General features: G+C 49.3%; 20 protein-coding genes. 12 read left to right on the forward strand and 8 right to left on the reverse strand.

Annotated features, from left to right (window positions below):
• The first annotated feature begins 23 nt into the window (after window positions 1–23).
• The 7 genes from gshB to OCU49_RS22060 all read left to right on the forward strand — a co-directional run bounded on the left by gshB (window position 24) and on the right by OCU49_RS22060 (window position 6,045).
• Entirely contained in the window at window positions 24–983 is a 960-nt protein-coding gene (gshB, locus tag OCU49_RS22030; RefSeq protein WP_261842662.1) for a glutathione synthase, read from the forward strand.
• 53 nt (window positions 984–1,036) lie between these two features.
• Window positions 1,037–1,987, forward strand: coding sequence for an energy transducer TonB (locus tag OCU49_RS22035; RefSeq protein ID WP_261842663.1), 951 nt, complete (start codon window positions 1,037–1,039; stop codon window positions 1,985–1,987).
• 117 nt (window positions 1,988–2,104) lie between these two features.
• A complete protein-coding gene (locus tag OCU49_RS22040; RefSeq protein ID WP_261842664.1) occupies window positions 2,105–2,719 on the forward strand; it encodes a YqgE/AlgH family protein in 615 nt (204 codons plus the stop codon).
• 18 nt (window positions 2,720–2,737) lie between these two features.
• Window positions 2,738–3,214 (forward strand): Holliday junction resolvase RuvX, encoded by a 477-nt coding sequence (ruvX, locus tag OCU49_RS22045; protein ID WP_261842665.1) that lies wholly within the window; start codon window positions 2,738–2,740, stop codon window positions 3,212–3,214.
• Window positions 3,195–3,707 (forward strand): bifunctional pyr operon transcriptional regulator/uracil phosphoribosyltransferase PyrR, encoded by a 513-nt coding sequence (gene pyrR / locus OCU49_RS22050; protein WP_261842666.1) that lies wholly within the window; start codon window positions 3,195–3,197, stop codon window positions 3,705–3,707. The genes ruvX and pyrR overlap by 20 nt, the downstream gene beginning before the upstream one ends.
• A gap of 28 nt (window positions 3,708–3,735) precedes the next feature.
• Window positions 3,736–4,752 (forward strand): aspartate carbamoyltransferase catalytic subunit, encoded by a 1,017-nt coding sequence (locus OCU49_RS22055; RefSeq protein WP_261842667.1) that lies wholly within the window; start codon window positions 3,736–3,738, stop codon window positions 4,750–4,752.
• A 15-nt stretch (window positions 4,753–4,767) separates the two neighbouring features.
• Window positions 4,768–6,045, forward strand: coding sequence for a dihydroorotase (locus OCU49_RS22060; protein WP_261842668.1), 1,278 nt, complete (start codon window positions 4,768–4,770; stop codon window positions 6,043–6,045).
• A gap of 102 nt (window positions 6,046–6,147) precedes the next feature.
• Here the strand turns inward: OCU49_RS22060 and OCU49_RS22065 are convergent, their stop codons facing one another.
• The 3 genes from OCU49_RS22065 to OCU49_RS22075 all read right to left on the reverse strand — a co-directional run bounded on the left by OCU49_RS22065 (window position 6,148) and on the right by OCU49_RS22075 (window position 10,465).
• Window positions 6,148–7,881, reverse strand: coding sequence for a BCCT family transporter (locus OCU49_RS22065; RefSeq protein WP_261842669.1), 1,734 nt, complete (start codon window positions 7,879–7,881; stop codon window positions 6,148–6,150).
• Between the two features lie 480 nt (window positions 7,882–8,361).
• The gene (locus tag OCU49_RS22070) at window positions 8,362–9,504 is read right to left on the reverse strand and encodes a trans-sulfuration enzyme family protein (RefSeq protein WP_261842670.1); all 1,143 of its coding nucleotides are present in this window, start codon (window positions 9,502–9,504) and stop codon (window positions 8,362–8,364) included.
• Window positions 9,505–9,556: 52 nt separating this feature from the next.
• A complete protein-coding gene (locus OCU49_RS22075) occupies window positions 9,557–10,465 on the reverse strand; it encodes a LysR substrate-binding domain-containing protein (RefSeq protein WP_261842671.1) in 909 nt (302 codons plus the stop codon).
• 178 nt (window positions 10,466–10,643) lie between these two features.
• Here OCU49_RS22075 and OCU49_RS22080 point away from each other — a divergent pair, with 178 nt between their 5' ends.
• The 5 genes from OCU49_RS22080 to OCU49_RS22100 all read left to right on the forward strand — a co-directional run bounded on the left by OCU49_RS22080 (window position 10,644) and on the right by OCU49_RS22100 (window position 16,589).
• Window positions 10,644–11,609, forward strand: coding sequence for an NAD(P)-dependent oxidoreductase (locus OCU49_RS22080; protein WP_261842672.1), 966 nt, complete (start codon window positions 10,644–10,646; stop codon window positions 11,607–11,609).
• A 105-nt stretch (window positions 11,610–11,714) separates the two neighbouring features.
• The gene (locus OCU49_RS22085) at window positions 11,715–13,148 is read left to right on the forward strand and encodes an aldehyde dehydrogenase family protein (protein ID WP_261842673.1); all 1,434 of its coding nucleotides are present in this window, start codon (window positions 11,715–11,717) and stop codon (window positions 13,146–13,148) included.
• 543 nt (window positions 13,149–13,691) lie between these two features.
• The gene (gene dctP, locus OCU49_RS22090; protein ID WP_261842674.1) at window positions 13,692–14,705 is read left to right on the forward strand and encodes a TRAP transporter substrate-binding protein DctP; all 1,014 of its coding nucleotides are present in this window, start codon (window positions 13,692–13,694) and stop codon (window positions 14,703–14,705) included.
• Complete coding sequence (locus OCU49_RS22095) at window positions 14,705–15,241, forward strand: TRAP transporter small permease subunit (RefSeq protein ID WP_261842675.1); 537 nt, start codon at window positions 14,705–14,707, stop codon at window positions 15,239–15,241. The genes dctP and OCU49_RS22095 overlap by 1 nt, the downstream gene beginning before the upstream one ends.
• Window positions 15,242–15,266: 25 nt before the next feature.
• Window positions 15,267–16,589, forward strand: coding sequence for a TRAP transporter large permease (locus OCU49_RS22100; protein WP_261842676.1), 1,323 nt, complete (start codon window positions 15,267–15,269; stop codon window positions 16,587–16,589).
• Window positions 16,590–16,664: 75 nt separating this feature from the next.
• Here OCU49_RS22100 and OCU49_RS22105 read toward each other — a convergent pair whose 3' ends face one another.
• The 5 genes from OCU49_RS22105 to OCU49_RS22125 form a co-directional block, all read right to left on the reverse strand.
• Window positions 16,665–17,183: an NUDIX hydrolase gene (locus OCU49_RS22105; protein ID WP_261842677.1), complete on the reverse strand. Its 519-nt coding sequence runs from the start codon at window positions 17,181–17,183 to the stop codon at window positions 16,665–16,667.
• A 77-nt stretch (window positions 17,184–17,260) separates the two neighbouring features.
• The gene (locus tag OCU49_RS22110) at window positions 17,261–17,833 is read right to left on the reverse strand and encodes a cytochrome b (RefSeq protein WP_261842678.1); all 573 of its coding nucleotides are present in this window, start codon (window positions 17,831–17,833) and stop codon (window positions 17,261–17,263) included.
• 101 nt (window positions 17,834–17,934) lie between these two features.
• Entirely contained in the window at window positions 17,935–19,158 is a 1,224-nt protein-coding gene (locus OCU49_RS22115; protein WP_261842679.1) for a sensor histidine kinase, read from the reverse strand.
• Window positions 19,124–19,810, reverse strand: a complete 687-nt coding sequence (locus OCU49_RS22120; RefSeq protein WP_261842680.1) for a response regulator transcription factor — start codon at window positions 19,808–19,810, stop codon at window positions 19,124–19,126. Before OCU49_RS22120 ends, OCU49_RS22115 begins: the two co-directional genes overlap by 35 nt.
• 178 nt (window positions 19,811–19,988) lie before the next feature.
• Window positions 19,989–20,855, reverse strand: a complete 867-nt coding sequence (locus OCU49_RS22125; RefSeq protein WP_261842681.1) for an SDR family NAD(P)-dependent oxidoreductase — start codon at window positions 20,853–20,855, stop codon at window positions 19,989–19,991.
• Between the last annotated feature and the right edge of the window lie 201 nt (window positions 20,856–21,056).

Genomic DNA, 21,056 nt, shown 5'->3' on the forward strand with positions numbered 1-21,056 from the left:
CTCACAAACTACCAGGTTATCGAATGACTATTAAAATCGGCATCGTGATGGACCCCGTTGAGGACATCAGCTTTAAGAAAGACAGTTCCCTGGCCATGCTCTGGGCCGCACAGCGTAAAGGCTGGGAAATCTGGTATATGGAACAACAGGATCTTTACCTGCGTGACGGTAAGGTATTGGCTAAAATGGCACCGATGACCGTCGCTATGGATCCGGACAATTTTTTCCAGCGCGGTGAATATCAGATCCAGGAAGTTTCCACGCTGGACGCTGTGCTCATGCGCAAAGATCCCCCATTCGATAATGAATTCATCTACACCACACATTTACTGGAAATAGCTGCAGCTGCCGGTAATACCCTGATGGTTAACCGTCCACAGGCATTGCGGGATTACAATGAAAAAATCTTCGCTACACATTTCCCTGAATGCTGCCCACCAGTACTGGTAACCCGCCGCGATGAGCTGCTTCGGGAATTCCACGCCGAATATAAAGATGTCATCTTTAAACCACTTGATGGCATGGGCGGCACATCCATTTTCCGCATTCAGGAAGAAGGGGTGAACCTGGGAGTTATTATTGAAACCCTGACTAAATTCGGTACCGAAACGATTATGGCGCAGAAATACCTGCCGGAAATTGTCGACGGTGATAAGCGTATCCTGCTGGTAGACGGTGAACCTGTACCTTTTGGTCTTTCCCGTATTCCAACCAACGGGGAAGTGCGCGGCAACCTGGCAGTCGGTGGGGTTGGTGTTGGTCGCCCTCTAACCGAACGGGAACTGTGGATCGCCAAGCAAGTTGGTCCAACCCTGAAAGCACAAGGCATTCTGTTTGCCGGTCTTGATGTTATCGGCGACTACCTTACCGAAGTAAACGTTACCAGCCCAACCTGCATCCGTGAACTGGATGAGCAGTTCGGCCTGGATATCGGTATGCAACTGATGGACGTTGTTGAAGCCAAGCTGGCAGCACGTGGATAACACTGTTTAATGCCTGTAATACTTCGCCATAAAACACTTGCAGAGCGCTGTTCATGAACAGCGCTGTACAAGCCTCTGTTTCATCCGGTGACCGGCTGGGTTTTACCATATTCATGGCCGTTGCAATCCATGCAGTCGCCATACTGGGTATTAGCTTTTCGCTGCCAAATGTCAGCGAGATACCACAGACACTGGAAATCACACTGGCTAACTTTAAAAGCGATGAAGCCCCCGAAAACGCTGATTTTATTGCCCAGAACAACCAGTTAGGCAGCGGCCAGTTAGAAGAAAAACAGCTACCATCCACTCGGGAGAAAGCTGAATTTCAGGCAGACGACATCCGTGATGTTACCTCACGATTAGCAGTTGATAACCGTCAGTTTAACCTTGACGATCTCTCTCTGTTAGAAACCGCACTGGCAGAAATAGATGGCATGCAGCGCGAACTTGAAAGTAACAGTCAGCACGAAGTCATCACCAGTCTCGCCAAACAGCAACAAAAAGCAGCGCCACAAAATCAGACACAGCAACAGCAGGCTAAATCTGCAGCATCCGTACCCGGAAATGCCGATACGATCATCGCCCGTAACTTAGAAATCGCCAGTCTTGAAGCACAGTTAGAACTCCAACAGCAGGCATTTGCAAAACGCCCCCGGGTTAAATGGATGACATCTGCCAGCACCCTGAGCCACAACGATGCAGAATATTTATCCAGCTGGCGCCGTCGTATTGAAGCAGTTGGTAATCTTAACTATCCGGTACAGGCGCATCAGCAACGTCTCTATGGCAGTCTGCGTTTACTCGTTGCGATTCAACCGGACGGCTATGTAAAAGAAATTCAGATACTGCATTCATCCGGTAGCAGTTTGTTAGATAATGCCGCTATGCGAATTGTGGAACTGGCCTCACCTTTCCAGCCATTCCCGGAAGAAATGCGTCAGACCACCGATATTCTGGAAATTATTCGCACCTGGAAATTTGAGAAAACCACCCGGGTGTACTAGTCCTAGTACTAAGGTCATAACAAATGGCCCGCATGCTGGCGTTTAAACAACCCGCTATACACAGCAATGCTGGCTCTGTCTCAGACAGCACCAGCGGCAGAAAAGGAGCCCTCCGTTATGTCCTTATCTTCTGACTCTGAAACGCCATCTACCACACCACCAGGCAATCTCGATAACACTATGTGTCTGCGTGATCACTTTCTGATTTCAATGCCGCATATGCATGATGGCAACTTTGCGCAAAGCCTCACCTATATCTGTGATCATAACGAAGAAGGTGCGATGGGGATTATCATCAACCGCCCGATGGACCTGAGTTTCCAGGCATTACTCAGCCATCTGGAAATAGATGCTGATCACGAAGCCACACCACAACCTGTCTATGCCGGCGGCCCGGTACAAACAGATAAAGGCTTTGTCCTGCATCTCAGTACCGAACAGGAATGGCTCTCCTCCTATGAAGTCAGCGACAGCGTCAGCATTACCAGCTCACTGGATATTCTTGAGGATCTGGCCAATAGCAAACAGCAGATCCCCAGTCTGGTTGCGCTCGGCTATGCCGGGTGGGGTGCTGGACAGTTGGAAGAAGAAATCCGCCAGAATGCCTGGTTAAGTTGCCCGGCAAATTTAGATATACTATTCCACATTCCTGCCGAGCAACGGCTACATGCTGCCGCTGCAAGTCTCGGTGTTAATCTGGATCTTATGACAGCCCAAAGTGGCCACGCATAAATTTCACAAGAAGAATTAATGAGCGAAACTACTCAAACCGTACTGGGATTTGATTTCGGCACCAGCCGTATAGGTGTGGCTGTTGGTCAGAGTCTGACCGGTACCGCTGCGCCGCTTGAGCCAGTTGCCGCCCGCGACGGTATTCCCGACTGGCAAATATTCGATCAGTTGATAGCTGAATGGCAACCCACCTCTTTAGTAGTAGGTATTCCGTTGAATATGGATGCAACTATCAGTGATATGGCGCGCCGGGCGCGGAAGTTCGCCAACCGCCTGAAAGAACGCAGTAAACTGCCCTGCTACCTGATGGATGAACGCCTCACTTCAGACGAAGCCAAGCGCATCAGTGTATCCCGTGGCGGTAGCCATAACTTCAAGCAAAACTCTGTAGACGGCATTGCCGCGCAACTCATTCTGGAAGACTGGCTGGCAAGCGATAGTCGCATTTCCAGCGAAACCCGACTGGAGGACCTATATGGTATCGGGCGTGATTAAGGTCGACGCGTTATTAGAAAAAATGACCCTCGAGCTGCAAAACTATCTGAAAGCTAAGCAAATCGATAACCCAATGATCATTGGTATCCGTACCGGTGGCGTCTGGGTTGCAGAAGCCCTGCAAAAAAGCCTCGAACTGGACAGCCCTATGGGCGTTCTGGATATAGCCTTCTACCGGGATGACTTCACCCGCATGGGCCTGCACCCAAAGGTACAGCCGTCTATACTGCCCACCGCAACAGAAGGCCGGCACATTATCCTGGTGGATGACGTTCTTATGAGCGGTCGAACAGTACGTGCTGCAATGAACGAAATTTTTGATTATGGCCGCCCCGCGTCTATTACCCTGGCAACGCTGATCGACCTTAACCGTCGTGAACTGCCAGTACAGGCAGATGTGATCGGTGAAGTAATGCTGCTGGATGCCGGTGAACGGGTAAAACTGACCGGACCACAGCCATTATCCATTGAAATCAGCAAACGTGCCGACTGAGTCCTGGCAAACACTTCGGAACCCCAACATGTTTGAACAACAAGATCCAAATCAAATACAGCTCAACAGCGAAGGTCAGCTTAAACACTTCCTGACGACCGAAGGTCTGAGCCGCGAACTGCTGAGCGAAATCCTCGATACCGCCGACTCTTTTGTCGACATGAGTGCCCAGCAAGTCAAAAAAGTCCCGCTGTTACGCGGAAAGACTGTCGTTAACCTGTTCTTCGAGGCCAGCACCCGTACTGCCAGTACCTTCGAACTGGCAGCCAAACGCTTGTCCGCTGATGTGCTTAACCTGAACATCAGCACGTCTTCCACGGCGAAAGGGGAAACCCTGCGAGACACCCTGATGACAATGGAAGCGATGCATTCTGATATGTTCGTCGTGCGCCACTCCGACAGTGGTGCTCAACATTACATTGCAGAAAATGTGACGCCAAATGTAGCAGTCATCAACGCCGGTGACGGGCGCCATGCTCATCCTACTCAAGCGATGCTGGATATGCTGACCATTCGTCAGCACAAAGGTGACTTCAGCCCGCTGAAGGTAGCCATTGTCGGTGACATCCTGCACTCTCGGGTAGCCCGCTCACAAATTCATGCCCTGCGAACACTGGGCGCTGCTGAAGTCCGGGTTATTGCGCCACACACCCTACTACCACGTCATATCGAAGCACTGGGCGTACAGGTCTATACAGACATGAACCAAGGCCTGAAAGATGTCGACGTCGTCATGATGCTACGCCTGCAACGGGAACGCATGCTCAGCGCCCTGCTGCCAAGTGAAGCTGAATTCTACAAACTCTATGGCCTCAGCGAAGACAAACTGAAACATGCCCACCCGGATGCCATTGTCATGCATCCCGGACCGATTAACCGTGGTGTCGAAATTGAATCCGCGGTTGCCGACGGACCACGCTCCCTGATTCTGAATCAGGTGACCAACGGTATCGCGGTACGTATGGCGGTTATGTCAATGTCTATGAGCGGCCAAACGACCGAAGCTCAGCGCCGTGCTGAACAGCAAGCCAGCAGTGCAGAATAAGCGGGAAGAATAAACATGAACATCAAGATTCAAGGGGGTCGTGTGATCGACCCGGCCAGCCAGCTGGATCAGGTTACCGATCTTTATATCAGTGCCGGTAAAATTGCCGCTATTGGCGAAGCACCTGCAGGCTTCACGGCAGACCAGACCATCGATGCCAGCAATCAGGTTGTCAGCCCTGGGCTAATCGATCTTTGCGCGCATGTACGGGAGCCAGGTTTCACCCGTAAAGGCAATATCAATACTGAAACTGCCGCTGCTGCCGCTGGTGGTATCACCACTCTGTGCACACCGCCAAACAGCAAGCCAATCGCCGACACTACTGCCGTCGTGGACCTGATTCAGGACCGCGCCCGTGAAGCCGGCAACGCACGTATTTTACCTATGGGTGCAATGACTCAGGGTCTTGCCGGTGAACAGTTGAGTCCACTGCACGGCCTCAGCCAGGTCGGCTGCATTGCATTCACAAACATGCGTCTGCCAGTTAAAAACTCGCTGGTTCTGACCCGTTGTCTGGAATACGCAGCTACACACGATTTACTGGTTATCTTTCAGGCGGAAGATGCAGGCCTGTCTTCTGGCGGAGCGATGCATGAAGATACCACCTGTACCCGCCTCGGCCTGAACGGCATTCCGGAAACGGCAGAAACCATCGAAGTTGCCCGCTGCCTGTTACTTATCGAACAGACAGAAGTCCGCGCTCACTTCGGCCAGCTATCCTGCGAACGCTCAGTCAAAATGGTCATGGAAGCCCGTAACCGTGGACTGCAGGTCACCGCTGACATTGCTATTCAGAACCTGCTGCTGACAGACGAAAACGTTAACGGCTTCGACCCTAACTTCCACCTGATTCCACCTTTGCGTAGCCAGCTGGACCGTGCAGGTTTACGCCAGGCTCTTCTGAGCGATGGATTTCAGGCAATCTGTTCGGATCATCAGCCACATGAAACGGCAGCCAAGCAAGCACCTTTTGCCGCAACAGAACCGGGCATGACAGGTCTTGAAACGCTGCTGTCACTATCTCTGATTCTGGTGGACCAGGAGCTGATCAGCCTGCCACAAATGCTGTCCAAGCTAACCTCTGGTCCGGCAAAAGTACTGGGTATTGAATCTGGCCAGATTGCTGAAGGCTTGCCGGCAGATCTGTGCATCTTCGATCCACAAGCTGAATGGACACTGACACCGGAGACCTGCAAGTCTGCCGGTCAGAACACCCCTTTCATGGGCCATACGCTGAAAGGTCAGGTCAATTACACCCTGCTGGAAGGGCAAGTGGTTTACCAGCTGAACTAGTCTTTATTCAGACACAAAAAAGCCGGTATCTTTCGATACCGGCTTTTTTATTTCCGTTCTAAGCCTGAATTAAAAGCCTGACTAAAAAGCAGGGCTTAAAGCCTAGGAAAGATCAGAGATTTCCTTATTGATCATCTCGCGAATCTGTTCTTCATCCTGAACCATATCGCTGCTTTCTTCACGAAGTGATTTCAATAAGCCAATCGTCATCGCGATAATGACAAAGGTGAACGGCAAGGCACCGGCAATAGAGGCTGCCTGCAGTGCTTTCAGCGCTTCTTTACCACCCAGCAACAGAATCATCAGAGTTACTGCACCCAGCAGCATGCCCCAGATAATACGCTGCTGTACCGGCGGACGACGGCCGAAAGATAACAGACGACCCAATACCAACGTACCGGAGTCAGCAGAAGTTACGAAGAACACCACAACTACAACCAGAGCTGCAATTTTTGCAACAGTAGCCATCGCCCCAGGCGTTACTACATCAAAGGCTGCGTAAAGCGTACCGGCATAATCCCAGTTGTTTACAGCAGTATTGTAGATGCTCATATCAGCACCGTAGATACCTTCATAGATACCCGCAGAGCCAATTACACCAAACCATACAACCGCAACCATTGAAGGTACTAACATTACACCCACAACAAACTCACGTACGGTACGACCACGGGAGATACGCGCAATGAACATGCCTACGAATGCAGCCCAGGCAATCCACCAGCCCCAGTAGAAGATAGTCCAGCCACCCTGCCATGTACGTTCTTCAGGGCTACGTGCTGTCCACAGTGTCATCTGGACCGCTTCAGACACATACTCACCTAAACCGGTCAGCGTGCTGGCAATCAGGTAATTTGCATTACTGGCAACCAGGAAGTACGCGAGAATAACAATACAGATCCAGGTATTCAGCTCAGACAGAATCTTAATGCCTTTTGCCACACCAGTGGTTGCAGAGAAGGTCGCAATTACTGTAATCAGCAATATAGACACAACAGTAACTGTCTGTGATTTCTCTTCCAGAACACCCAGAGAAACCAGACCGGAACCAATCTGCTCAACTCCTAAGCCCAGCGTAGTCGCGATACCGAAAATAGTACCGAATACAGCCAGGATATCGACAGTGTGACCAATTGGGCCATAAATCTTATCGCCAATCAGCGGATACAAAGAAGAACGCATCGATAACGGCAGTCCTTTACGGAATGCGAAATACGCCAGCGATAAACCTACAATCGCGTACATACCCCATGCCACTGTACCCCAGTGGAAGATCGTCAGCTTCAGACCGCCGGCAACAGCATCTGCAACCAGATCGTTCGGTACAGGAAAACCTTCATCTCCAGGCATCAGACCAGCAGATAAAGCAGCCTGTTTCGCTTCAAAGAAGGTTGCCACAGCCGCCTTAACTTCTGAGCTAAGAAACGGGTTACCACCGCTCCAGCCACTGGCAAAATGAATCAGCGGTTCAGACATCGAGAAAAACAGCATGCCAGCACCGGTACCACAGCCAAACAGCATGGAGAACCAGGCAAAGTTAGTAAATTCTGGGCGATCGCCATCCTGCCCCAAACGAATCTGACCCACTTTGGAAAACATTACATATACACAGGCAATAAATGCCATCAGCATCACTGCAATGTAATACCAGCCTAAAGTCTGTTCAATCCAGGCTTTCAGTCCGAGAAACTGTTCACTTGCAGCCTGGCCAAGCAAAACAGTGTAAAGAATAAACACCCCAACCATAACAATAGCTGTAATGCCGAGAGTCGAATTGAGGCCCTTAAGAATGCCTCGCTTCTCTATGAGTCGGTCTAACTCTTCGTCGTTATACATCTTGCATCCTTCTTATAATTATTTTTCAGAAACACTATCAGGCAACATTCCTTTCACAGGAGATGCAACGTCCTTATAAAACCAGACAGAGTACTGCGACCCACACTGTATCCGGCACCCATCGGAGTGAAAGCAGACGGCTGATGTTCCTCTGAAGAGAAACAGCAGTACCCGGCTGCGTAACCACTCGATATGCGATACAGAAAATGGATCATTTGCGTTCAAAAAGGGACAGTTGAGTAACTATCCGCTGAATATGCCAACATTTAATCTGTTAAAGCAGAAAATGCCTGTTCAAACATCGCGAAATAGCCGGTCAACAAATGCGCCGAAAATCACGGTAGCAAAGCAGACCGCCAGAAGATTGTTCATAATCGCCATAAACACGTTGAATATCGCCATGTTTTAATACAATTACGACGCTCTTCTGCCGGACGGATACGTTTGAGTTGTTTTGTTTTAATATTTAAAATCAAAACCTTATGAGGATATAGCCTGCTCAAGATCGGCAATAAGGTCATGAATATTTTCAATACCGATGGAGAAACGTAGTAAGTCATCCGGCACAGGACTCGTCTCACCTTCAATCAGTGCCCGGTGCTCAACAAGACTTTCGACACCGCCCAGAGAGGTGGCACGAACAAAATGCTTCAGGCTACCCATAATACGTGCAGTCTTTTCCCGCCCGCCGTCGAACCGAACGGATAACATACCGCCAAAACCACCTTGCATCTGCGCCGCAGCTATTGTGTGCTGTGGATGACTTTCCAGGCCCGGATACATCACCGCTTTGACCCCCGGATAGCCTTCAAAATGACGTGCAAACGCCATCGCATTTTCGCAGGCACGCTCAACCCGTACATGCATAGTGCGCATCCCACGTAACAGCAGCCAACTTTCAAATGGCCCTAAAATACCACCATGCTGCGCCCGGATTAACGCAGCTTTCTGCCAGCGATCATCTTCACGGGCACAAATTAACGCCCCGGCAACCACATCACTATGGCCATTAATGTACTTAGTCGCTGAATGGAACACATAATCAGCACCCAGTGCTATCGGCTGGCTGAGTAACGGCGTTGCAACAGTAGAATCAACAACCAGCTGAGCGCCAGCCTGATGAGCTAAATCAGCAGCCTGAGCGATATCCACCACTTCCCAGGTAGGATTCGCAGGTGTTTCAGCCCAGACCAGTTGCACCGGTGCAGCCTGAATAACATCCGCCAGATTTTGCATATCACCGACATCATAGAAATCCAGCTGAATCCCCCAGTCTTCGCAGAAAGTAATCAACCAGCCGCGCAACGACCAGTACATCACTTTAGGCGCAATAATACGGTCACCTGGACGTAACGTCTGAACCAGTGCAGTAGCTGCTGCCATGCCTGAGGCAAACATTTTACAGGCTGCGCCATTTTCCAGCTTACACAGCACTGCTTCAGCCATCTCAGCATTAACGCTCTGATCCCGGGCATAAATACGGCTACTGTCGTACAGTTCTCCCTGTTCATCGCGGGCGAAGGTAGTCGAAGGCTGAATCGGCGGTACTACAGCTCCGGTTTTCTTGTCCAGGTAATGACCGGCCTGTGCCAGTAGTGTTTCGACCTTATCCTGCTGTTCCATATAAATGTTCCTTGCCAGTAATTATCTTACTGATGTTATACAAGTTGTCTGTTTAAGCGCCGCTGGCTTGCTGTTTAAGCCAGTCTATAAAGGTAATTACCCGTGTATCATTCAGTAAAGCCTTAGGCACTGCAATGCCCCATTCGCCATTCCCGGCGGTATATTCAGCCACAGGCCGTATTAACTGACCTGCCGCCAGTGCATCCTCTGCGACAGGTCCATTCACCAACGCAATTCCCTGTCCGGCTATCGCCATCTCCAGCGCAACAGCCAACGTATCAACAACTACGGGGCTTTGTCGCAACTGCTCGTCAGCGCCCAGTGATACAAACCATTCATCCCAGCCCCAGTAACCCTTTTCTGTGGAGACCATCAACAACGGATAGTTTTCCAGCTGCTGTACACTCAACGGGCACTCGGCTTCCTTTACCAGTTGCGGAGAACATACCGGATAAACCCGGGATGGAAACAGTTCTATCCAATGCACATGCGCCGGCATCTTTGTGCGGCTGTAAATAAGGCCAATATCGGTATTAGCTTCATCAAATTCCCAGGCAGAATTATTTGCCCGTAAGTTAATCTCAATATCCGGGTGCTGAGCGCGAAAGTCACTCAAACGGCTTGCCAACCAGCGAATCGACAAGGTTATATAAGCTTGCAAGCGTAACGCGGGGTTAGCATTCTGAGCTTTTACTGCTTCAGCACCTTTGATCAGTAATTCCAACGCAGCTCTAACGCTAGGGTACAAAGCCTCACCAGCTTCCGTGAGCACAACATTACGTCCCTGACGGGCAAATAGCTTTACACCGAGATCTGCTTCCAGCGTATGAATCTGATGACTGATAGCCGGATGCGTCAGATTCAGCTCCTCGGCCGCGCCGCGCACACTCTGTAAACGAGCAGCAGCTTCAAAACCTTTTAATGCTTTTAAAGGCGGCAATTTACGTAAATCGATAGCCATCAAGAATGTCCGGGAATTCAAGTATTACTGCAATATTTAACTTACCAGTCAGACAATTGGAAGATTTTATTTACCAATCATGTAAAAAAAGATCAATTGTTACCAATCACTCCAGCTCATACCTTTAAGAGCAATTGAAAACAGCGCAACAGACAATAAAAATCAGTGAGGGTGACACATGAAAATCGGATTTATCGGACTGGGTAACGTCGGCGGCAAACTTGCGGGTAGCTTATTACGTAACGGTAAAGATTTAACCGTCCGGGATCTTAATCAGGAATTTGTTGATGATTTCGTATCCCGTGGTGCCAGCAGCGCCAGCTCACCGAAAGAAATGGCCGAGAAGTGTGATGTGATCATTACCTGCCTGCCCTCTCCTGCTGCATGTTCTCAGGTTATGGAAGCCGACGACGGTGTCATTGCAGGCTTATCTGCCGGCAAAATCTGGATGGAAATGAGCACCACTGACGAAGCCGAAGTCCGTCGCATCGCTGAATTAGTTGAAGCCAAAAATGCAATGCCGGTCGACTGCCCAGTATCCGGTGGCTGTCACCGTGCCGGCACTGGCAACATTTCCATTTTCGCTGGCTGTAGCCGGGAAGCCTTTGACCAGGCACTGCCAATCCTCACGACCATGGGCCGTCGTATCATCCACACTGGCGCACTGGGCTCCGCGTCTATTCTTAAAGTCGTGACTAACTATCTGTGTACCGTACATCTCGCCGCCCTGGCTGAAGCACTGACTGCATCTAAAGTGCTGGGAATGGATATGAACGTTGCATATGAGGCCATTAAAGCATCTTCGGGCAACTCCTTCGTACATGAAACAGAATCTCAGGTCATCCTTAACGGCAGCCGCGATATCAGCTTCACTATGGACCTGGTCTTAAAAGACGTAGGTATCTTTGATGAAGTCACCAAGCGCAAAGGTATGCCTCTGGAGATTGCCCCACTGATGGTAGAAATATTCAAAGATGGCCAGGACCGTTACGGACCACGTGAATTTTCACCTAATATTATTCGCCGTATGGAAGAAGCCTGTGATGTACAGGTACTGGGGCATAACTTCCCCGATGAAATGCTCGACGATGAGCCGGAAGAGCCGGGCTATGAAGTCGTTATTCCGGGCCGTCAGGATTACTAACAGACGCACCCCATTAACGCCAGTCACTTTGACTGGCGTTTGACCTTCTATACTCAGTAGCGTCAGATACGCTTACATCCGCTTTCTCAGACTGCAGGCAGGCCTATGAAAACCCTCGACAACCTTTATATCAACGGACACTGGCAAGCATCCGCCAGTGACAGCTTCATCGATGTCATTAATCCAAGTAATAATCAGGTTTTTCTGCGTGTGCCACAGGGCAACAGCGATGATATAGAACTGGCTGTCCAGGCTGCCCGACAGGCATTACCGGCCTGGGCCGCGTCACTGGCCAGTATCCGTGCTGACCTGATGCGTAAGATTGCCACCGAAATGCGCAACCGTTACGACGAGCTGGTAGACGCGCATGTAAAATCAATGGGCTGTCCACGCCATATGACCGGTGCATTCCATGTCGACGCGCCTATAGAGGCAATGGAGTTTTATGCTGACCTGGCCTACAAAATGGAATCTGTAGAAGAACGTAATAATGTCCTGCTATTGAAAGAACCTGTCGGTGTCTGCGCCTTTATCAATCCATGGAACTACCCTCTGCATCAGCTGATCGGCAAAGTAGCACCCGCTCTCGCGGCTGGTTGTACGATCATCGCAAAACCTGCTGAACAGACCCCTGAACTGGATTTCCTCATGGCAGAGATCTTCCATAAGGTAGGCCTCCCGGCAGGTGTATTTAATCTTGTATCAGGTATGGGCACGGAAATAGGTCCGGTCATGTCCAGTCACCCTGAAGTCGACATGGTTTCTTTTACCGGCTCGACCCGGGCTGGCATTCAGGTAGCTGCTGCCGCAGCACCCGGCGTTAAACGCGTATGCCAGGAACTGGGCGGCAAGTCTGCATACATCATTACCGAAGAGGCAGACCTCGCTGCAGCTGTCCGCTATGGCGTCGAGGACGTTATGGGCAACACAGGCCAAACCTGTAACGCACTAACCCGCATGCTGGTTCCTCAGAGTCGCTACGAAGAAGCTGTCGCACTGGCGGCTGAAATTGCCGCTGAGCAGGTTGTTGGCGATCCGGATGACGACGCGACAACCATGGGCCCTATGGCCTCACACCGACAAAAAGAAACCGTTGAAAACTATATCCGCTTAGGATTAGAAGAAGGTGCGCGGCTTGTGATAGGTGGCCCGGGCGCACCGGAAAGTCTGCCTGAATCTATACGTGACGGGGCATTCGTTCAACCCACAATTTTTGCTGATGTTCATAACCATATGCGCATTGCCCGGGAAGAAATTTTCGGACCGGTTCTGTGTATGATTCCTTATTCAGATACAGAAGAAGCAATCGAGATTGCCAACGACACGCCTTATGGATTGTCTTCCGGCGTCTATGCTAAGGACGCCGCCAGTGCGATTCCAATTGCCCGACGTTTACAGGCAGGTCAGTGCTATATACAAGGCGCGTATTTTTCCATGGATGCACCCTTCGGTGGTTATAAGCAGTCGGGTAATGGCCGTGAATGGGGTGAACACGGCATGGATGAATATATGGAAACTAAAGCCATTATCTGTGGCTAAATAATGTCATATTCCGTAGCATCAGCGAATCATTCTTAGATTTGCTGATGCGCCCAGACACTCCCCAATTTTTATTTCTTCCGTCTAGTGAATAGAAAAAGCATGGTCAAAACGACCAGAAAAGCCTTTTTGTGCATTATTTTTTACACTTAAAAAAATATTTTTCTTCCTTCTCTCCAGAAACCACTGAATAATATGCTGTATACACTGGGAAAAACGTCTTATTTAATGCAGCCAAAAATCCATTTTGACTAGCCTTTTTGGGCTATTTTTCTGCTTTACCTAAAGTAGTACTGTAAGCATCGTTGATTAAGATCAATATACACGCTGGCAGTTGCGGTTCTGTTCATGGTTACGTCGCAAACAGGTACAGACAAGCGCAGGAGCTGCTATATATAATTTTTAATCAGGCTATCGCCCCGGTAATCATCCTGTCATTTAACAGTGTTAATGCACCATGAAATATCCACTCTCTGATTTTTGTCAGAGTGGCGGTAGCGGACTATATTCCATCAACAGCCAAGCGTGAGATTAGGGATAACTATGAAAAGAAGAAATATGCTAAAAGCAGCTGCTGCCGGTATCGCAGCAGCCCCTCTGGCAATGACGGCAACGACAGCTGAAGCAGCAACAGTACGCCTGCGTATGCAAACTTACTGGGGCACTGAGTCTGACGAAATTCACGACGAATTCATCGACGACATCAAAACCTCCTCTAGCAAAACACTGCGGGTTAAGCGTTTCCGCGGCAGTGAGCTGGTACCTAATGCCGATATGATGCAGGCAGTTGGTAAAGGCACCATCGACATGTGTCAGGGTTACTCCGGTTACTGGCCTGGCCAGCTGGATATCGCATCCATTGAAGCCGGTCTGCCAGGCGCATGGACTGACTACGACGAAGCTCAGTATGTAATGGAATCTAAAGGTCTGATCGATCTGATCCGTGAAGCATACGCAGAGAAAGGTATTCATTACCTGGGCCCAATCATGGGCGGTCCATTCGACCTTCTGACCACTAAACCGGTTAAGAGCCTGGAAGATCTGAAAACCATGAAGATCCGTGCGACACCAAGTATCGCAAAGGTTCTGGAAAAATTTGATATTCCTACGGTATACCTGCCAGGTGGCGAACTGTACCTGGGTCTGTCTACCGGTACTATCGACGGCGTAATCTATGCAGGTACTAACGAGTACAAAGCACTGAAACTGTTTGAATCTGCTAAGTACTACACCTTCCTGAACATGGTTAACCCAGGTTACACCGATGACATGCTGATCAACAAAGCGAAGTGGGATGGAATGTCTCCTGAGCATCAGCGCATCATCGAAATGGCATACGCGAAACACGCGCGTAAGATGCACACCTGGATGGTTAGCGGTTCTATAGAAGCCGGTACTGAAGGTCTGTTCGAATACAACAGCCTGAGCGAAGAAGATTCTCAGCGTCTGCGGACTGCTGCCCGGGTTATCTGGGAAGAAGAAGCCGCTAAGTCTGAGCGAAACGCTAAAGCCATCAAGATCCTTGAAGCCGCTGCTAAAGCGACCGGGAGAGCGTAATGGCCGGGATATCTCGCTTACTTGACCTCCAAGACGGGATATCCGAATTCATCGGCAAGGCCATCTCATGGATGTGCCTTGCCATGATGGGCGTTCTCGTATACGAGATCACCGCGCGATATCTGTTTAACAGCCCAACCTCATGGGCACACGAAACCACCACCATGCTATACGGTACTTTCTGTATTCTGGCCGGTGTGTATACCCACAAGCATCACGGCCATGTACGCAGTGAAGCTATCTACCATCTGTTTTCACCCCGTGGCAGAGCAATACTCGATGTCATCACCGGTGGTATCGGACTGGTTATCTTTGCCGTGTTCTTTAATGTGGCGTTCGAATTTGCTGCCGATTCATGGCGCAGTGGCGAGCTGTCATCGAAAAGCACATGGGCACCACCGATTTACCCGTTTAAATCTGTATTACCTCTGGCTGTTGGCCTGATGTGGTTACAGAGCCTGGCTCACTTTATCCGTGATCTGCGCGTTGCCCTGAACATGGATAAGCCGTCGCAACCGACCGCTACTTCCGAATAAAATAATTTAATAAAGGAAACTAACGGTGTTAGATCTCGATCCTTTAGTAGTCACCGGGGGCATGTTCGGCTGCATGCTGCTGATGTTGATTCTCGGCGCACCACTGACCTGGTCACTACTGACCGTCGGTGTTGGTTCTGCCTATTTCCTGTGGGGGCCTGCCGGCCTTGAATTGCTGGCTATCAGCACCTTCGCCTCCATGGACAACTTTCTGCTCGTCGCTTTACCGATGTTTATCTTCATGGGTCTGATGCTGCAACGTTCCGGCATCACCGACGAACTCTTCGACATGATTAACAAGCTGATGGGCGGCACGCCTGGCGGTTTGGGCATGGGGACAATTATTGTCTGCGCCCTGATAGCAGCGATGGCCGGTGTTTCTGGTGCGGCAACCGTCAGCCTGGGTATTATTGCCCTGCCAGCCATGCTTAAACGTGGCTACGATAAGAAACTTGCAACCGGCACCATTATGGCCGGCGGCGCGCTGGGCTTTCTGATTCCGCCAAGCGTATTAATGATCATCTACGCCTTCCTGGCACGGGAATCTGTTGGCAAGCTATTCGCTGCTGGCCTTATGCCTGGTCTGATGTTGGCAGGTATTTACATTCTATATGTCTATATCCGTGCCAAAATGAATCCATCACTGGCACCGCCAATTGATGAAGCAGACCGCGTCGATCTGAAAGGTAAACTGATAGCACTGAAAGCTCTGGTTCTGCCAGGCTCACTGATCGCAACTGTACTTAGCTTCATTATTTTCGGTATCACTTCACCATCAGAAGCATCTGCTGTCGGTGCTGTCGGTTCAATCATCTGTGCTGCGCTGTACCGAAACCTGACTAAAGAAGTCATGAAAGATGTACTAATCAGCACCACTAAGCTGATGGGGATGCTGCTCTGGATTACTCTGGCCGCTGTATTCTTCAGTAAAGTGTATATTGGCCTGGGTGCCGGTATGGTGTTGGAAGAGTTCATCGAAGACGCCGAACTATCTGCTTACTGGGTAATTGTCGCCATGCTGGCCTGTTACTTCCTGTTAGGTATGTTCCTGGACGACTTCGCCATTGTCTTCATTACAGTACCGTTATTCGTACCTATCGTTGATAGTCTGGGCTTTGATACTGTCTGGTTCGCCGTGCTGTTTATCATCAGCATGCAATCCGCTTACCTTACACCGCCCTTTGGCTACAATCTGTTCTATATGCGATCGGTTGCACCGCCCAGCGTTACCATTTATGACCTGTATAAGGCTGCGATTCCTTTCGTATTCCTGCAGATCATTGGTCTGGCACTGGTAGTCACCTTCCCACAAATCGCACTTTGGTTACCGGAACTGATCTTCGGTTAAATCGATGAGTCAGAATCTAAAAACAAAAAAGGCTGCCCGGTTAATCCGCACAGCCTTTTTTATTCGCTCACAAGCTCAGCTAAGTAACTCAGAAACAATCAGACGCAGTAAGAAAGTTTCCCGATCGATCGACAATCCCTTCTTATCACTCCCGGCTATAATTGCTTCGTTATGCCGGATTGCTTCATAAATATTCATCCATACCGGATGCATGCCGTTTTGTAGCTCATGCGCTTCAAGCTGAGGCTCGCCCAGTTCGCCAACTAACTCACAGCGATAACAGAGTGAACGCATCAGTACCCAGTCAAAACCAGGCTTATGCCAGGGACGGTATTCATCGTACTGACCATAGGCCTGAATATTGGTCACGCTGGTCGCTCCGGTTTCTTCACGTAACTCACGAATCAGTCCCTGAATACTGTCTTCCCCTTCATCAACCCCACCGCCTGGCAATGAGTAATCATCATAACGGGCGGTATACAGCAACAAAATATTATCGCCCTGAAGAATAATGCCCCGGGCTGCACGGCGCATAAACAAACGACCGTCATCAGTAAGTGCTTCCGGTTTTGGAGCTGAACGAAGCAAGCGCATAAACAGATAATTCCAGCAGTAAAAAATGCAATTATCCATTGTCGAACTGAAGACACAACCGCTTTCCAGTCTTCCCGTTATTTACCAAGACCCATCCGGTGCATCACATCATGACCTGCCTTACGATGTTTAATGACAGCAGCCACATGTAATACAACGACCGCTAACAAAGTCCAGGCCAGAAGTTCATGATATTCTGAGGTAAAATCTTCCAGCTTAACCCCCATCCAGGTATCCATTGTCGGAAACAGTTTAGGCATAGGGATACCAAAAAGAGTAACTCCGTGACCGCCAAAATCTGTCTCAGCCCAGCCTAATGTAATGATCACAGCCGGCAGGACATACAGAGCTAAATGCCCCGCATGTGCAGCGCGTTTTTCCAGCAGCGTAAACCCTTCTGGCAGCGCCGGCGGCTTAATCAGTAAACGGGCAGCAATGCGGATAATTAACAACATCGCCAGCAATACCCCTGTCGAGATATGCATCCCGAAAATAAACTCTTCACCGGCTGAGTCTTCAGCAAAAAAGCCATGCATCAGATAGCCACTGGACCACATAAGCAAAAAACCAAATGCCATAAGCCAGTGAATAACCTTCACTAATACGGAATATTGATCATGTTCTTGTAAGTTTTGACGTATTTCAGACATAGCAAAGCCTCTTGTCATTCAAGTTGTAAAGTTAATTGCTTTTAAAGTTCGAAAATCAGAAGTGCTTATCGCACGCTCAGAAAGGTAGTTCGGACAGGTTTCTAAGGAGGCGTAAACTGAATATCAACACAGAAAGACTGTTGCTGATATCCGCTGCTTAATTGCCAGTTACAGCGTTCACAAATCCGGCAAACAATCTCTAACCCGTATCCATAGCTGTCCTGTTCAGACATCGCCGTACTCACCGGATTAAGCATTTGTAACCGATGTCCGGACAGCTGTATCTGCAGAAAGTCCTCGCCATAATTCAATGCATTGCGCAGCAGGTTTTCCAGTAATACATTCAACAACGCCGGGGGAGCAATTATGCTCGCGCCACCGGAAATCCTGTAATCAATACCACGACTCAGAGCTAATGGCTGATATTCCTCCAGCATTAATCTCAGGCATTTGTTCAGATCAACAACTTCACACTCCAACCGCTGCTGACTGTTACCCAGCAATAAAAATGCATTGGTTATACGCTCTGACTGTTCACAGGCCCGCTCTATACGCTGCACGCTGCGCAGCTGCTTTTCAGCAGAACAGCCTGGTAACTTCAGCACCGCCAGAGAGTTCCGGATAATGCCCAGAGGCGTCCGCAACTCATGACTGGTATGCCGGGTAAAAGCTTTTTCGGTCTGTAAAGAACGGGTAAGCCTTTTTACAAGGTCACTCAACACCCGGCTTAACAGTCCTATTTCATCCTGTCGGTTTGCACCGTGAAATGAGCGTTCATCCGGTAAGTCTCCCTGTAATTCAGATGCCAGCAGGAGTACTGGGCGACTGATCATTCTGGCGATCCAGATCGCCAGTAAAAGCCCAACAACTGTCATACAAAAAGCCACTAACCAGAGAGCTGATTTCATCCTCGATTCAAACTCAGTCGCAAGGCTAAAGCGCCGTTCTTCGAGCAGAAAATACAATCGGTCGCCATCCGGTAAATCTGTTACCAGAACATGTACTCCTTCCCTTTCATTCAGCTCATAATTGCCTTCAGATAGCATACTGACAGCCGTCGGCAAGCTTATGTCTCCAGCCCGAAACACCTGCAAATAACTGCTGGATGGTAACGGTGTTGAGGCATCCAGCTGATACTGACTGATAAAGGATTGCCGTTCGTTCTGCAGGTACGCCTGTAAGATGTAGTCTTCAGTAGTACCCACCACTACTGAAACAATCAGAGTATAAAGGCCGGTTAGCAGCACAATAAACGTCATCAAGATCAGCGTTACGCGGCGAAAAAATGACTTATTCAGGGATAGCAATTCGATACCCCCTGCCATGTACAGTTTTGATCAGCTGATGCTGGAAAGGCTCATCTAACACTTTGCGCAGGTTATAGATGTGAATCCGTAGCGGATCACTCCCCGGAGGCCCTTCCGGCCAAAGCTCAGCTTCCAGCTGCATCTTGCTGACCGGCTCCGGTGCCATCCGCAGTAATAAAGCCAGCAAGCGAAACTGTAATTCATAGAGATGGATACTCTGCCCCTGGCGGTTAACCTCACGCAGGCGATAATCCACCCGTAGATCTGCGTACTGCTGTACGCCACCCGACTCAACCAGCTGCCGCTTCAACAAAGCCCTCAGACGCACGGCGATCTCTTCCGGTGCAAAAGGCTTTACGACATAATCATCGCCGCCACTGGCAAAACCCGTCAGTTTATCTTCAAGGCTGTCCCTTGCGGTAAGAAACAGTACAGGCGTATTTATGTGGTAACTTTCACGCAGCTCACGACAGGTAGTCAGGCCATCTTTTACCGGCATCATGATATCCATGATGATCGCCTGATAACTATTATCCTCTTTCAGCAACTCAAGACAGCTCTGACCGTTGAACGCAAAATCCACTTCAAAGCCTGTCTCGGAAAGATAATCCGCCAATGATCCGGCCAGATCAGGGTTATCTTCCACTAAAAGTACACTGATATTTTCCACTTGAATTTACCGACTGACTAATTCTGCATGCAGCATAGCAAGTATGAAGTAAAGCAGATGTAAAATAGCTGTTCGGACACTCCAGGTAACCGGGCCAGCTATATGCTGATGTTTAGAAACGACGGTTACTTTTCAGCGCGGCAAATGATCCGGAGGCACACTCACAACAGTGCCTGTTTCAGCCAATAACGAGTTTTTTTTGCCCGGCACTATTTTCAACTGAAGGCAGCCCCGCCCAATATGGTTGCTGCATATTTGCCAACCGCAGGCTTTGTTGCCACAGATTCTCAAAATCATGCTGTTGTTTGGTCACGCTGCGACGATAACCGATATCCCGAAGGCCGTTAAAATAGCTACCGCCAAACGACAATCGCGAAGTTAGCAGCAGCTGATGCATTTTATCTGCTGCCTGCGCCGGCGATATAGCAAACCAGTCCCTCATTAAACGCATCAGCCAATTACCTTTTCGGGCCATCTTTGTGTTCACAAACCCCGGATTAATCGCATCAATATCTATGCCATAAGCGCATTGATGATTCAGCCAGTAAGCCATAAGTGCATTAGCTTTGAATGCCTCGTTCATACCTTTCATACCGCTATACTGCCGGCCAAAAACCTGCTCATCCAGATCCAAGCCACCAACATTCAAACTGCCATTTATCAGCACCCTGGCATCCTCTGCATTAAGTAATAAAGGGCGTAGCAAAAGCAGTAGCATGAAACGATGCAGGTAATTGACGACGAAAGCTTTATCCACACCCAAGTCATCCACAACAGGTTCACGTTGATACACCCCGGCATTCAACACCAGACAATCCAGCGAATTATGCTCTGCCAGGTATTCTGCAGCCACCCGTTTCACATCACCTATATTGCCAAGATCAGCAGGGTAATAGTTAATGCGCCCCTGACTCAGCGCAACCAGGTTCATACCTTTAACCTGATTCGTACCACCAATCACATCAATATAATGCCCTCCAGCTGACAGTTTCATTGCCAGTTGCTGGCCTATACCGGATGTACCGCCGGTTATTAGAATACGCATAACTCACCCTCTGTTTCGTGATACCCGCACAGTATCGACAACCAAAGGTTAAACACTGGTTAAGGGGCTTCCAGCCCGCTCAAAGCCAACAACTACAGAGTAAATTCGACACTCGCCACAATAAAAACAACTGTGCTAAATTCAAAGACTCTCACCCTTCAAAGCTAAAGCTCTAAGAAGCCCGGCATTTAGAAAAGTAGT

Source organism: Aliamphritea ceti, assembly GCF_024347215.1.
Classification (GTDB): domain Bacteria; phylum Pseudomonadota; class Gammaproteobacteria; order Pseudomonadales; family Balneatricaceae; genus Amphritea; species Amphritea ceti.

Excerpts from the sequence above, each read along its gene's own strand:
- gshB (WP_261842662.1), top strand. The coding sequence starts at position 24 with ATGACTATTAAAATCGGCATCGTGATGGACCCCGTTGAGGACATCAGC.
- OCU49_RS22035 (WP_261842663.1), top strand. The coding sequence starts at position 1,037 with ATGAACAGCGCTGTACAAGCCTCTGTTTCATCCGGTGACCGGCTGGGT.
- OCU49_RS22040 (WP_261842664.1), top strand. The coding sequence starts at position 2,105 with ATGTCCTTATCTTCTGACTCTGAAACGCCATCTACCACACCACCAGGC.
- ruvX (WP_261842665.1), top strand. The coding sequence starts at position 2,738 with ATGAGCGAAACTACTCAAACCGTACTGGGATTTGATTTCGGCACCAGC.
- pyrR (WP_261842666.1), top strand. The coding sequence starts at position 3,195 with ATGGTATCGGGCGTGATTAAGGTCGACGCGTTATTAGAAAAAATGACC.
- OCU49_RS22055 (WP_261842667.1), top strand. The coding sequence starts at position 3,736 with ATGTTTGAACAACAAGATCCAAATCAAATACAGCTCAACAGCGAAGGT.
- OCU49_RS22060 (WP_261842668.1), top strand. The coding sequence starts at position 4,768 with ATGAACATCAAGATTCAAGGGGGTCGTGTGATCGACCCGGCCAGCCAG.
- OCU49_RS22065 (WP_261842669.1), bottom strand. The coding sequence starts at position 7,881 with ATGTATAACGACGAAGAGTTAGACCGACTCATAGAGAAGCGAGGCATT.
- OCU49_RS22070 (WP_261842670.1), bottom strand. The coding sequence starts at position 9,504 with ATGGAACAGCAGGATAAGGTCGAAACACTACTGGCACAGGCCGGTCAT.
- OCU49_RS22075 (WP_261842671.1), bottom strand. The coding sequence starts at position 10,465 with ATGGCTATCGATTTACGTAAATTGCCGCCTTTAAAAGCATTAAAAGGT.
- OCU49_RS22080 (WP_261842672.1), top strand. The coding sequence starts at position 10,644 with ATGAAAATCGGATTTATCGGACTGGGTAACGTCGGCGGCAAACTTGCG.
- OCU49_RS22085 (WP_261842673.1), top strand. The coding sequence starts at position 11,715 with ATGAAAACCCTCGACAACCTTTATATCAACGGACACTGGCAAGCATCC.
- dctP (WP_261842674.1), top strand. The coding sequence starts at position 13,692 with ATGAAAAGAAGAAATATGCTAAAAGCAGCTGCTGCCGGTATCGCAGCA.
- OCU49_RS22095 (WP_261842675.1), top strand. The coding sequence starts at position 14,705 with ATGGCCGGGATATCTCGCTTACTTGACCTCCAAGACGGGATATCCGAA.
- OCU49_RS22105 (WP_261842677.1), bottom strand. The coding sequence starts at position 17,183 with ATGCGCTTGCTTCGTTCAGCTCCAAAACCGGAAGCACTTACTGATGAC.
- OCU49_RS22110 (WP_261842678.1), bottom strand. The coding sequence starts at position 17,833 with ATGTCTGAAATACGTCAAAACTTACAAGAACATGATCAATATTCCGTA.
- OCU49_RS22115 (WP_261842679.1), bottom strand. The coding sequence starts at position 19,158 with ATGGCAGGGGGTATCGAATTGCTATCCCTGAATAAGTCATTTTTTCGC.
- OCU49_RS22125 (WP_261842681.1), bottom strand. The coding sequence starts at position 20,855 with ATGCGTATTCTAATAACCGGCGGTACATCCGGTATAGGCCAGCAACTG.